Annotated in this window: 11 protein-coding genes; 2 read left to right on the top strand and 9 right to left on the bottom strand. The window is 66.8% G+C overall.

Annotation, left to right across the window (positions count from 1 at the left end; all coding sequences use genetic code 11):
• The first annotated feature begins 416 nt into the window (after nucleotides 1-416).
• The gene (locus tag LC490_RS07360) at nucleotides 417-2,444 is read left to right on the top strand and encodes an amidohydrolase family protein (protein WP_223619752.1); all 2,028 of its coding nucleotides are present in this window, start codon (nucleotides 417-419) and stop codon (nucleotides 2,442-2,444) included.
• Nucleotides 2,445-2,682: 238 nt separating this feature from the next.
• On the opposite strand, the gene LC490_RS07355 is transcribed toward LC490_RS07360, so the two are convergent.
• The 9 genes from LC490_RS07355 to rluD form a co-directional block, all read right to left on the bottom strand.
• Nucleotides 2,683-2,976, bottom strand: a complete 294-nt coding sequence (locus tag LC490_RS07355) for a hypothetical protein (protein ID WP_223619751.1) — start codon at nucleotides 2,974-2,976, stop codon at nucleotides 2,683-2,685.
• A gap of 88 nt (nucleotides 2,977-3,064) precedes the next feature.
• Nucleotides 3,065-3,238: a hypothetical protein gene (locus LC490_RS07350; protein ID WP_223619750.1), complete on the bottom strand. Its 174-nt coding sequence runs from the start codon at nucleotides 3,236-3,238 to the stop codon at nucleotides 3,065-3,067.
• Nucleotides 3,239-3,250: 12 nt separating this feature from the next.
• Entirely contained in the window at nucleotides 3,251-5,836 is a 2,586-nt protein-coding gene (gene clpB / locus LC490_RS07345; protein ID WP_223619749.1) for an ATP-dependent chaperone ClpB, read from the bottom strand.
• Nucleotides 5,837-6,272: 436 nt separating this feature from the next.
• Entirely contained in the window at nucleotides 6,273-6,803 is a 531-nt protein-coding gene (gene gloA / locus LC490_RS07340) for a lactoylglutathione lyase (RefSeq protein WP_031371636.1), read from the bottom strand.
• Between the two features lie 54 nt (nucleotides 6,804-6,857).
• A complete protein-coding gene (locus LC490_RS07335) occupies nucleotides 6,858-8,465 on the bottom strand; it encodes a hypothetical protein (protein WP_223619748.1) in 1,608 nt (535 codons plus the stop codon).
• Between the two features lie 384 nt (nucleotides 8,466-8,849).
• Nucleotides 8,850-9,554, bottom strand: coding sequence for a DUF4166 domain-containing protein (locus LC490_RS07330; protein ID WP_223619747.1), 705 nt, complete (start codon nucleotides 9,552-9,554; stop codon nucleotides 8,850-8,852).
• Nucleotides 9,555-9,569: 15 nt separating this feature from the next.
• Nucleotides 9,570-10,391 (bottom strand): hypothetical protein, encoded by an 822-nt coding sequence (locus LC490_RS07325; RefSeq protein ID WP_223619746.1) that lies wholly within the window; start codon nucleotides 10,389-10,391, stop codon nucleotides 9,570-9,572.
• Nucleotides 10,391-11,119 carry a peptidoglycan editing factor PgeF gene (pgeF, locus tag LC490_RS07320; protein WP_223619961.1) on the bottom strand — a complete coding sequence of 243 codons (729 nt, stop codon included), beginning with the start codon at nucleotides 11,117-11,119 and terminating at the stop codon, nucleotides 10,391-10,393. Before pgeF ends, LC490_RS07325 begins: the two co-directional genes overlap by 1 nt.
• Nucleotides 11,120-11,157: 38 nt before the next feature.
• A complete protein-coding gene (gene rluD, locus LC490_RS07315; protein WP_031371632.1) occupies nucleotides 11,158-12,132 on the bottom strand; it encodes a 23S rRNA pseudouridine(1911/1915/1917) synthase RluD in 975 nt (324 codons plus the stop codon).
• 105 nt (nucleotides 12,133-12,237) lie between these two features.
• Here rluD and LC490_RS07310 point away from each other — a divergent pair, with 105 nt between their 5' ends.
• Nucleotides 12,238-13,137, top strand: coding sequence for an outer membrane protein assembly factor BamD (locus tag LC490_RS07310; RefSeq protein ID WP_031371631.1), 900 nt, complete (start codon nucleotides 12,238-12,240; stop codon nucleotides 13,135-13,137).
• Nucleotides 13,138-13,168 lie beyond the last annotated feature (31 nt).

The raw sequence follows: 13,168 nt of genomic DNA, 5'->3' as shown, positions 1-13,168 counted from the left end.
CCTTTGACCGAAGGGAATCCAGACGGACTTTTGGGCTTAGCAAAAGAAAGTAACCCGGCCGCGTCAGCGGACGGAAGCCTTGCTCATGATTGAAGGAGACGCCGGAGCCCGGCAGGGCGCGGTCGCGGCTTGCGCCGCTCCTACCTTCGCGACGGCACGCCGCTTCGATGAATAGCATCGGCGGTGCCGCTTCTGCGCGTTCCTTGGTCGCGACTTGCGTCGCTCCTACAGGGATGGAACTCTGCCCTAGCTAGAAACATGCACCGCGGCGGCCCGAACTCCCGGGCCGTCGCTTTTCGTCGATCGCAGTACATTTCGCGGATCGGCGGATCGGCTATAAAGAGGACCTCGCCGCTGCGGGCGCCTGCGATCGGCCCGGCCCAGCGGCTCCGCCGCGAATGCCCGAGGTGTCCGCCATGCGTTCGACCGTTGCGCTGTTGCTGTCCCTGGCGATTACGAACGTCATCGCCGCGCCCGCCAAGCGCGAACAGATCATGCTGCTGCAAGGCAAACCCGCCGGGCAGCAGATCGTCGAAACCGCGAGCGACGGCAGCACACGCGTCGAATACCAGTACAGCGACCGCGGCCGCGGCGACCACCTCAAGACCGAATGGACGCTCGATGCCGCCGGCATTCCGGTCGAGTACCGCGGCAGCGGCCACAATTATCTGAAAGTTCCGGTCGAAGAGAGCTTCAGCGTGCGCGACGGCAAGGCGCGCTGGAAGAACGACAGCGAGCAAGGCGAGAAAGCCTTGACCACGCCGGCCTTTTTCCTGCCGCTTAATGCCACCCCGGAAATCCAGGGCGTGCTGGTGCGCGCGTTGCTGAAAGCCCCCGAGCGCAAGCTCGCCCTGCTGCCGGCCGGCGAAGCGCGGCTCGATAGTGCGGGCACGCTCGAAGTGACGACGGCCAAGGGTCCGGCGATCTTGTCCTTGTATCGCGTGTCAGGGCTCGACTACACGCCCGGCTCGGTCTGGCTGGACGCCGAAGGCAACACCGCCGCGCTGATCATGGCCTCGGGCTGGGTCTCGATCCTTTCCCCCGAATACAAGGATTCGCTCGCCAAACTGATCGAATTCCAGGAACGCGCCGGCGCCGAGTGGTCGCTGAAGTTGGCGCGCGAGCTGACCTACACGCCGAAAGGCCCGTTGTTGATCCGCAACGCGCGCCTCTACGACCCACGCGACCTGTCGGTGACGCCGAACACCAGCGTCCTGGTCGAGGGCGAGCGCATCGTCCGCGTCGCCGCCGACGCCGCGCTCAAGCCACCGGCGAACGCCGAGATCCTCGATGCCGGCGGCCGTTTCCTGATGCCCGGCCTGTGGGACGTACACAAGCATTACGGCGACTCCGACGGCGCGATGGACATCGCGAACGGCGTCACCAGCAGCCGCGACGTCGCCAACAACACCGACGCCTTCCTGGACAAGGTCAAGCGCTTCGACGCCGGCACCGAGATCGGCCCGCGCGTGCTCGCCGCCGGCTTCATCGACGGCCCCGGGCCTTACGCCGGCCCCACCAAGATGTTGGTCGACACGCCCGAGGAAGCGATCAAGGCGGTCGACTGGTACGCCGACCACGGTTACATGCAGATCAAGAGCTATTCCTCGCTGAAACCCGAACTGGTGCCGGTGATCGCCGACCGCGCCCATGCCCGCGGCCTGCGCTACAGCGGCCACGTGCCCGCCTTCATGTCGGCGCGCCAATTCATCGAGGCCGGCGCCGACGAACTGCAGCACATCCTGTTCGTCGAACTCAACTTCCTTTACCCGCGCGTGCAGGAAACCCGCACCATGGCGCGGCTGACCGAGCCGGCCGCGCACGCCGCCGAGTTTCCGCCGGAACGCGCCGAGGTCCGCGATTTCATCGCCTTTCTCAAGCGCACGCATACCGTGCTCGACCCGACCATGGGCATCGCCGAAGACCTGTTCGCCGGCGACCCGCAGAGCAAGATCCCGCCCGGTTTGAAGACGGTCGCGCCGCGACTGCCGCCGCAAGCGCAACGCAACCTGAGCTGGGGCTCGTTGAAGGTACCCAAAGGCGAGGAACACGCCTATGCACAGTCCTTCCCGACCATGCTGCGGGTGCTCAAGGCATTGCACGACGCCGGCGTGACGATCCTCCCCGGCACCGACGCCCTGGCCGGCTACATGCTGCACTCCGAGTTGATCCTGTACGCCCGCGCCGGCATCGCCAACGCCGAAGTACTGCGTCTGGCGACCCTGACCCCGGCGCAAGTGCTCGGCGTCGACAAAGACCGCGGCGTGATCGCCCCGGGCAAACTCGCCGACCTCGTGCTGATCGACGGTGACCCGATCCAGGACATGAACGACATCCGCAAAGTCGACGCCGTATTCAAGGGCGGCAGGCGCTACGACCCGGCGCAGATCGAGAAGGCGTTGGGGATCGTGCCGCGCAAGGCGGCGCCGATGGCGGCGAATTGAATGGTGTCCAGGGTCATGGCAGGCTGCTGAGAAACACGTCCCGCACGACCCCACTATCGTTGCCGTTGCCGTTGCCGTTGCCGCGAAGATTTTGCTGTTGCTGTGCGCAGCTACGCGCTCGCGAAGGCCATAGACGACCCGAAGGGCGGCGCGCAGGGATGCGCGCCGTTTTTCATCGGGACAGGGATGTCCCGTATGAAAAATCCTCGCGGATGCAACGCTCGTTCGGGCCCTTGATTCAAAGAAAAGCATTTTTCTTTGGTGACTTTTGACCGAAGGGAATCCAGACGGACTTTTGTTGCTTTAGACAAAAGAAAGTTACCCGCCGCTTTAGTGGCGGAAGCTTTTGGCGTTTGATCTTGATCTTGCTGATCGAGAAGCCACAAGCAAGAGCAGAGCTTCCGTCCGCTGACGCGGCCGGGTTACTTTCTTTTGCTAAGCCCAAAAGAAAAGTAACCAAAGAAAAGGGCTCTCCTTGCAAGGGCACAGGCCACGAGTGCGATGCCCGCGCCGGGATTTTTCGATAGGACATCCTTGTCCTATCGAAAAACGGCGCACGTCCTGTGCGCCGCCCTCCGGGTCTCCAATGTTCTCGCAAGGTTGGTACTACGCCAAGCTCATTACGGCGACAGCAACAGCAACAGCAACAGCAACAGCAGCAGCAGCAGCAGCAGCAGCAGCAGCAATGCTGCCGCTCTTGGGTAAGAGCGGCGCAAGCCGCGACCGGCAACCGACGGATGACGATGAAAAAACAAAGGCCCGCGAATCGCGGGCCTTTGTTGGTCATGCGGCATCCGTTGCGCCGATCAATCCTTGCCGAATACCAGATGCCCACCCTGCGCATCCACGCGGATGGTGTCGCCGCTGACGAACTCACCGCTGAGGATCTTCTGCGCGAGCGGGTTCTCCAACTGCTGCTGCACCGCACGCTTGAGCGGTCGCGCACCGTAGACCGGGTCGAAACCGACGTTGCCGATCAGGGCCAGGCCGGCATCCGACAGCGCCAGTTTCAGACCGCGCTCGGCGAGGCGCTTTTCCAGACCATGCAGCTGGATCTTGGCGATCTCGCGGATCTGGCTCTTGTCGAGCGGATGGAACACGACGATGTCGTCGAGGCGATTGATGAACTCGGGACGGAAGTGCGCCTGCACCACGCCCATCACCGCCGCCTTCATCTGCGTATAGCCCTCGGGCGTGTCGTCGGAATTCATCTCCTGGATCATCTGCGAGCCCAGGTTCGAGGTCATCACGATCACCGTGTTGCGGAAATCGACGGTGCGGCCCTGGCCGTCGGTCAGGCGGCCGTCGTCGAGCACCTGCAACAGGATGTTGAACACGTCCGGATGCGCCTTCTCGACCTCGTCGAGCAGGATCACGCTGTAGGGACGGCGACGCACGGCCTCGGTCAGATAGCCGCCCTCTTCGTAGCCGACATAGCCCGGAGGCGCGCCGACCAGACGGCTGACCGCGTGCTTCTCCATGAACTCGCTCATGTCGATGCGGATCATCGCGTCGGCCGAGTCGAACAGGAACTCGGCCAGCGCCTTGCACAACTCGGTCTTGCCCACGCCGGTCGGGCCGAGGAACAGGAACGAACCACTCGGACGGTTCGGGTCGGACAGGCCGGCGCGCGAACGCCGCACCGCGTCGGACACCACCCGCACTGCTTCGTCCTGGCCGACCACGCGCGCGTGCAGGGCGTGCTCCATCTTCAGCAGCTTGTCGCGCTCGCCTTCGAGCATCTTCGCCACCGGGATGCCGGTCCAGCGCGCCACGACTTCGGCGATCTCTTCGGCGGTGACCTTGTCCTGCAACAGCTTGAAGCCCTGGGTCTCGGCTTCCTGCGCGGCCTTGAGCTGCTTCTCCAGCTCGGGCAGCTTGCCGTACTGGATCTCGCTCATGCGCGCGTAATCCTGGGTGCGTTGCGCGGCTTCCAGGTCGAGCTTGGCCTGCTCGATCTGCTCCTTGATCTTGGTCGCGCCCTGCAAGGTCGCCTTCTCGGCCTTCCAGATTTCCTCGAGGTCGTTGAACTCGCGCTCGAGCGTGGCGATCTCGGCTTCGAGATCGGCCAGGCGCTGCTTGGACTCGGCGTCCTTCTCCTTCTTCAGCGCCTCGCGCTGGATCTTGAGCTGGATCAGGCGGCGTTCCTTGCGGTCGAGTTCCTCGGGCTTGGAGTCGATCTCCATGCGGATGCGCGAGGCGGCTTCGTCCATCAGGTCGATGGCCTTGTCGGGCAGCTGGCGGTCGGCGATGTAGCGATGCGACAGGGTCGCCGCGGCGACGATCGCCGGGTCGGTGATCTCGACGCCGTGATGCACGGCGTAGCGCTCCTTGAGGCCGCGCAGGATCGCGATGGTGTCCTCGACCGTCGGCTCGCCGACGAACACTTTCTGGAAGCGGCGCTCCAGCGCGGCGTCTTTCTCGACGTATTTGCGGTACTCGTCGAGCGTGGTCGCGCCGATGCAATGCAGCTCGCCGCGCGCGAGCGCGGGCTTGAGCATGTTGCCGGCGTCCATCGCACCCTCGGCCTTGCCGGCGCCGACCATGGTGTGCAGCTCGTCGATGAACAAGATCACCTGGCCTTCGTTCTTGGCCAGGTCGTTGAGCACGGCCTTCAGGCGCTCTTCGAACTCGCCGCGGAACTTGGCGCCGGCGATCAGCGCGCCCATGTCGAGCGACAGCACGCGCTTGCCGCGCAGGCCTTCGGGCACTTCGTTGTTGATTATGCGCTGGGCCAGGCCTTCGACGATGGCGGTCTTGCCGACGCCGGGTTCGCCGATCAGCACCGGGTTGTTCTTGGTGCGGCGTTGCAGCACCTGGATGGTGCGACGGATTTCTTCGTCGCGGCCGACCACCGGGTCGAGCTTGCCCGACTCGGCGCGCGCGGTCAGGTCGATGCAGTATTTTTCCAGCGCCTGCCGCTGTTCTTCGGCGTTTTCGGATTGCACGCTTTCGCCCCCGCGCAGTTTGTCGATGGCCGGTTCGAGCTTGGCCTTGGTCGCTCCGGCCGCCTTCAGCGCGCGTCCGACTTCGCCGCCGTCGTCGAGCGCGGCGAGCAGGAACAATTCGCTGGCGATGAAGGCATCGCTGCGCTGCTGCGCCAGCTTGTCGGTGACGTTGAGCAGGCGCGCCAGGTCGTTGCCGACCGAGACTTGCCCGGCTTGGCCCGACACCTTGGGCAGTTTCTCCAACGCTTCGCCGAGGCGCTCACGCAACAGCGGCACGTTGACGCCGGCCTGGGCCAGCAACGGACGCGTGCTGCCGCCGCTCTGCTCGAGCAGCGCGGTCAGCAAATGCGCCGGCTCGATGACGCTGTGGTCGCGCCCGACCGCGAGCGATTGCGCGTCCGACAGCGCCTGCTGGAAGCGCGAAGTAAGCTTGTCCATCCGCATGAGTGGTCTCTCCGAAGGTATGGCGGCCCGGGGCGCGAGTGTCGCGCCGCGGCCGCGAATGACCTGTTAATGCGGGCTGGAGGGGGCGATTCAAGGCGGGAGGGGGGCCGGGACGGCCAGTTGGCCGGTTCGGCAACTGACTGCAGAGCAAATCCCCCTAGCCCCCTTTTCCAAAGGGGGGAACTGCAGGCGCTAGCGGTGATCTCGTCCAGCAACGCGCCGCTGCCCGACGCCCCCTTTGCAAAGGGGGCGAGCGCCCGGCATTGGTCTGAGGCCTGATCGACGCAATAGCGCGGGGATTTGCTTCGCTCGCGCGCTATGGCGACTCAACACAGCAAGAGCAAATCCCCCCTGCCCCCTTTTTCAAAGGGGGCGGGGACTGCCTGCGCGGTGTTCGGGTGGGGAAATTCGAAAGAAAGCGATCTGGAACCGCGGATCAGACCAGGCTGTTCGGCTGCAGGATCTCGACCCAGTAACCGTCCGGGTCCTTGATGAAGGCGATGTTCTTCATGCGACCGTCGCTGAGGCGTTTCTGGAAGGCGACGCCGAGTTGCTCGAAGCGCGCGCAGGCGGCTTCGATGTCGGGCACCGACACGCAGATGTGACCGAAGCCGCGCGGATCGCTGTTGCCGTCGTGGTAGGCGAAGTCCGCGTCGTCCTCGGTGCCGTGGTTGTGGGTCAGTTCGAGCACGCCGCGCTGGCTCAGCAGCCATTCGCCGCGCGCGGGTTCTTCGGCCGGGATCTGCGCGGGGTCGGCCACCAACACCAGGAAGTACAGGCTGAACTTGGCTTCGGCGAAGTCGCGCTTGCGCACCAGGGTGAAGCCGAGCACGCGGGTGTAGAAGTCCAGCGACTGGCGCGGATCTTTCACCCGCAGCATGGTGTGGTTGAAGACGAAGTCGCGGGTGGCGGCTTCCGGGCGCGCGGTCACGCCGGGGACGGCGTCGAGTTCGTTCTGCAAGGACATGGCGTGGGCCGGTTCAAAGGGGAACAGACGATCTGCGGGCAAACCCGGCCGCTCTCAAGCCTGCGGCTCGGCCGGCACGGCATTGCGCTGCAAAGACAGCAAGCCCAGCAAAACCGCCAGACCGACGTAGGCGCCGATGAATTGCAGGGCGATCGTGCGCTGCAGCCCCTCCAGGGCCCACGGCAGGTAGATGCCGCCGCGCGGGTCGACCGAGTGGATGATGCCGAACAGGCTCAACGCCGCGCCGGCCAGCAGGAATACCGAGGCGCGACGCAGGCGGCCGTCGACCATCGCCGCAACCGCCGAGGTCCAGATCATCGAGGTCATGATGAAGCCGTTGCCGAGGGTCACGATCACCGCGAGCTCGGGCAGGCCGTGGCCATCGAGCGCGTTCATGAGCTGCGCATGGTGGTCCGGGGCGATCCAGCCCGGGTTGCCGGTCTTGATCGCCAGCATATAGGCCACCGACGGCAGGAAGCCGAACACCATCGCGGTCGCATGCTTGCTCGGCGTGGCCTGGAAGGCCTGGGTGGTGATGTCGAGGGCGACGTAGACGATGATCGGCGCGAGCACCGCCAGCGGCAGCCACTGCACCAGGCCGGAAACGATGCCGAGGATGCCGCCGAGGCCGATGAACAAGCCGGTCAACAAGGTGTAGCCGCTGCGCGCGCCCATGTGCTTGTAGGCGGGCTGGCCGATGTAGGGCGTGGTCTGGGCGACGCCGCCGCAAAACCCGGCGACCAGGGTCGAGAAGGCCTCGGCCAGCAGGATGTCGCGGGTGCGGTAATCGTCGCCGGCGGCGCGCGCGCTTTCGCTGACGTTGATGCCGCCCACCACCATCAGCAGGCCGAACGGCAACAGCAGCGGCAGATAAGGTTTGGTGTAGGCCAGGCCGTCGATGAAGCCCAGGCTCGGCCACGGCAGCACGAAACGCAGCGGCGAAGGCTCGGGCCAAGCGAAGCCCGGCGCTCCCAACCCCAGCGCCCCGAAGCCGTAATACAGCACCGTGCCAAACACGAACGCCAGAAACACCCCCGGCAGCTTCACCGGCAATCGCCCCTTCGCGATCAACACATACAACAGCAAACCCAAGGTGATGAAACCCACCATCGGCGAGCGCAGGGTCTCGATCAGCGGCAGGAAGCCCATCAACACCAGCGCCACGCCGGCGATCGAACCGAGCAGACCGGCGCGCGGAATCAGCCGGGTGACAGTGTCGCCGGCGAACGACAACACGAACTTCAGCACGCCCATCACCACCAACGAGGCCATGCCGAGCTGCCAGGTGGCGAGGGCCGCGGCCTGTTCGTCCATGCCCTGCTGCTTGAACCCGACGAAGGCCGGGCCGAGCACCAGCAAGGCCATGCCGATGCTGGTCGGCGCATCCAGGCCCAGCGGCATCGCGGTGACGTCGTCGCGGCCGCTCTTGGCCGCCAGGCGCCGCGCCATGAAGGTGTAGATCAGGTTGCCGACCAGCACGCCGAACGCGGTGCCGGGGAACATGCGCGTATAGATGACCTCGGCCGGAAAACCGAAGATGCCGATCAGGGCCGCGGAGATGAAGCCGAGGATCGACAGGTTGTCGACGACCAGGCCGAAGAAGCCGTTGAGATCGCCTGCTACCAGCCAGCGGCGCGGCGCGGCGGCGCTCATCGAACGCACTCCACGCGGCCGGCGGTGACGAAAGCGAGGGGTGCAACGCGAAAGCTCGATGGCGTCATGTGGGTACTCGAAACGCGAAAGGTCGACGCATCCCTGCCCGGTGGAACCCGCGCTCCGTGTGCGGGTGGATTGCGATGATGGCAATGACGGGAAATCCATCCCGTCGGGACGACGCGCTTTAAGAGTAGGAGCGGCGTCCCACAGGGATTTCCTACGGTCACAAGCCGCGACCAAGAACCGTAAGCGCGACGTCCCTCCCGGAAACCCGCGGATTTCGCCAGCAGACCCGGTCCGTCCGGAGCATAGAACGCCGCAGACCCTTTGGGGCCCGGGCTGGGGAAACGCAGCGGTCCAAATGGCGGCATGGCCGCCCGCCGCGAGCGCTCAGCCCTCGACGTCCAGCCAGCCGCGATAGCGCACCAACAAGCCCACGACCGGCAACTGCGCGGCGACGTCGAAGTGATAGCGCCCGTCGCGCTCGAACTCGCGCGCGCGCACGCCGGCGAACCAGCCCGACGGCAGGGGCAGCCCTAGCGCACGCACCCGCACCAGCCGCCACGACAGGCCGGGGTCGTCCGCCCCGCTGTCGCCCTCCGCCGGATCCACCGGCCCGTCGGCGAGCTGGGCCGGCATCACCGCCGACGACACCGTCACCTGCGCGCCGGTACCGAGCGACAGCACGCCCGACGCGGCCGCATCGGGCAGCTCGCCGGCCAGGTCCAACGCGAACGCGAACCGCATCGGCCCCAGGCGTTCGAACACCAGGCCATCGCGTTCGACCAGGCGCGAGCGCATCGCCGACTTGCCGAAACGCCGGGTCCAGGTCTCGCCGCGCGCGTTGGCGTCGATCTCGACCTCGATCGGCCCGGCATGCGCCTTGGGCAGGCGGGCAATGCGCGCGAACAACCGCGAGCACAGCCCGCGGCCGCGTTCGACCTGGGCTTCGCCACGATAGGTCCGGCGCCCGCCGCGACCATGCAGCAGCCGCAGGGTCCGCGGCAGGTACACGAAGCGCACACCGAGCGCGCGCGGATACAACCCCTCGCGCGCGCCCAGCCGCGCCTCGTCCCGGGTCGGCGCCCGGTTCACTGCCTGGTTTCGCATTTACAGCCCGCGCAGATCGTCCGGCACCGTGTACTCGCGGCCGTCATAGGCCAGGCGCACGCTGCTCTTCCTGGTCGGGCCGGGCACTTCGTTGCAGTCCTTGTCGTCGAGCTCGTTGCGGGTGCTTTCCTCGACGCTGTTGATGCGTAGGCCGGCATAGCCGCGGTCGCGCTTGGCGTCGATCGCGACGGTGCGCTGCACGTTCTCGAATTCGCCGGCGCAATTGGTGTCCCACTCGCCGCGCTCTTTCGACACTTCCAGCTTGCTCAGCACCGGCCGCAGCTTGGCGCCGTCGCCGACGTACAGGTTCATCACCGTGCTGCTGTAAGGGTTGGCGCGCGAGGAGCCGGTGTAGCCGATGCGCACGCCGAAGGCGGTGGTGCTTTCGTTGAGGCGATATCGCGCGGTATCCAGGGTCACCGAACTGATCCGCACCGCGTCCGACTGCAGTGCGTCGTCCTCGCGGTAACGCTGCAGGATGCGCGGGCGCGCCGAATCGGCGACCAGCACTTCCAGATCGGCGGTGTCGCTGTCCATGCCGGTCGCGGCCTGGTGACGCAGCCGCACCGCCAGCAGGGTCTTGTCCGGCGAAGCCGGCCAGACCTTGCAGGCCACTTCGCCGAGATTGATCCAACGCGTGGGCGAGCCGGCGGTACGCAGCAGCTCGCCCTCGTCGCCGGTTTCGCCGGTGCTGCCGGGATAGGCGGCCCGCAGCAGGTCGTAAACGCGCGCCTCGCAATCCGCCGCCATGGCATCGGTGCACAGTAGCGCGGTGAGGGATAAAGAAAGGGACAGGACCGTCCGTTGGGCCAAGAGAGTCATCATTGCATCCAGATGAGGGTCGCCATGCGGCCGGTGCGGCGGTCGCGACGATGGGAGTAGAAGCGGCCGGGTTCGGAAATCGTGCACAACCCGCCGCCGTGGATATGATCGGCCGCCAGGCCGGCCTGCGCCAGACGCATCCGCGCCAGGGCATACAGATCGACGCGCCAATGCTGCGGCCGCGTGGCGACGAAAGCCGAGGCCGCCTCGGCATCGCCTGCGACGAAGGCCTCGCGCACTTCGGCGCCGATTTCGTAGTGCTGCGGACCCGCCGCCGGCCCGAGCCAGGCGCGCAGGCGGCCGGGCGTGGTGCGCATGGCCGCGACCGTCGCTTCGAGCACGCCGGCGGCCAGACCGCGCCAGCCCGCATGGGCGGCGCCGACCTCGCTGCCGTCTTCGGCGGCGAACAGCACCGGCAGGCAATCGGCGGTGAGGATCGCGAGCACGGTGCCGGGGCTGGAAGTCACCGAGGCATCGCCGACCGGTTCCTCGTCGCCGTCGCTGCGGCCGTCGAAACGCACCACGTCGACGCCATGCACCTGATGCAGCCAACGCGGCGGCGACGGCAAGCCCGCACGTTCGACCAGCAGCTCGCGATTACGCGTCACCGCGGCCGGATCGTCGCGATCGCTGCCGTAACGCGTGCCGAGATTGAAGCGATCGAACGGCGCCTGCGACACGCCCAGACCGCCGCGCACCGTGGTGAACCCGTGCACGGACGCGGCCATTGGCCACTGCGCATCGATCCACGGCGCAGCGTCCGAGGTCATCGGCCGGCCTCGGCCGCGGCGCGGGTGTCGGCGCTCAGTTCGGCGACCAGATGGCGCAGGTCGGCCGGCACCGGCGCGGTGCAGCGGATCGGCTCGCCGCTGACCGGATGGACGAACTCCAGGGTCTCGGCGTGCAGGGCCTGGCGCTTGAAGCCGCGCAGGGCTTCGACCAGGCCGTCGGTGGCGCCCTTGGGCAGCTTGAGCGGGCCGCCGTACAAGGGGTCGCCGACGATCGGGTGCTTGAGATGCGCCATGTGCACGCGAATCTGGTGGGTACGCCCGGTTTCCAGGCGGCATTCGAGCAAGGTGTGGGCGCGGAAGCGCTCGCGCAGGCGGTAATGGGTGACCGCATCGCGGCCGTCCTCGCGCACCGCCATGCGCAGGCGATCGCGCGGGTGGCGGTCGATCGGCGCGTTGGCGGTGCCGCCGGAGACCAACGCACCGACGACGACGGCGAGGTATTGGCGGTGCACTTCGCGCGCCGACAGCTGCTCGACCAGCGAGGTATGCGCCGGCAGGGTGCGGGCCACGACCATGACCCCGGAGGTGTCCTTGTCGAGGCGGTGGACGATGCCCGCCCGCGGCAGGGTCGCCAGGCCGGGATCGCGGTGCAGCAAGGCATTGACCAGGGTGCCGGCGTGGTTGCCGGCGCCCGGATGGACGACCAGCCCGGCCGGCTTGTCGAGGACGATCACGTCGGCGTCCTCGTAGAGCACGTCCAGGGCGATGTCTTCGGCCTCGGCGCGGGTCTGGATGTCGAGGACCACGGTCAGCTCGACCGACTCCCCGCCCTGGACCGGATCGCGCGGCCGCACCTCGCGGCCGTTCAGGCGCGCGTCGCCGGATTTGATCCAGGTGGCCAGGCGCGAGCGCGAGTAATCGGGGAACAGTTCGGCCAGAACCGCATCGAAGCGGCGCCCGGCGGCGCTGTCGGGCACGGTGGCGGTGAGGGTCTGGCGGGGCTCGGTCATCGGAGGGGTCTATACGGCGGCGGGGAGACGGGATCGGTTAAGGGGCACGACCCGCGGACTGCTATTATCGGCGCTTCGTGCCTCCGGCGCCCGTCGATGCCTGCCATGACTGTACGTTTTGCCCCTTCCCGCGGACTTGTTCGCCTGTTTTGCCTGCTGCTGATCGTGGTTTTCGCTGCCTCCGGCTGCAGCCGCGTCGGCAAGATGTTCAAAAAGGACAAAGACGCGGACGAAGGCCAGCCGGTCGAGGCCATCTATAAGAAGGCCCACGGCTCGATGGTCAACGGCAACTGGGCCTCGGGCGAGGCGAGCTTCAAGCGCCTGGTCGCGCAGTACCCCTATGGCCCCTACACCGAGCAGGCCCTGGTCGAGACGGCCTACGCCCAGTACAAGTCGGGCAAGCACGACGACGCGATCAGCAGCATCGACCGCTTTATCCGCACCTACCCGACCCACCGCAACGTCGCCTACCTGTACTACCTGCGCGGGTTGGTGAACTCCAGCCGCGACACGGTGTTCCTGCAGCGCGTCTGGCGCCTGGACGTCAGCCGCCGCGACCTGTCGACGCCGATGCAGGCCTACAACGACTTCCTGATCGTGGTCGAGCGTTATCCGAACAGCCGCTACGCCGAGGACGCGCGCAAGCGCATGCTCGCCCTGCGCGACACCTTCGCCCGCCACGAGCTCGACGTGTCCCTGTACTACCTGCGCCGCACCGCCTTCGTGGCCTCGGCCGACCGGGCCAAGTACCTGCTCGAGACCTATCCGCAGAGCCGCTACCAGAACGATGCGGTCGCGGTGCTGATGAAGGCCTACGAAGGCCTGGGCAACCAGACCCTCGCCGCCGACGCCAAGCGCGTGCTGCAGCAGAACGACGCCACCCACCCGGCGCTGTCGGAAGACTGGCCGGACTACCCGAGCAACCTGCGCAAGCTCAACCCGTTCGCGGGCGAGAAGTCGGCAGTCGACAACCGCGACCGCGACGAAGAGAAGCGCAAGCAGTAAGCGCCCGCTTCGCCGCACAGCACCAAAGAAA

Origin of the sequence: Lysobacter sp. ESA13C, assembly GCF_019970005.1 — a bacterium.
GTDB lineage: Bacteria > Pseudomonadota > Gammaproteobacteria > Xanthomonadales > Xanthomonadaceae > Lysobacter > Lysobacter antibioticus_B.
This window is presented reverse-complemented; position numbering and strand designations above follow the sequence as displayed.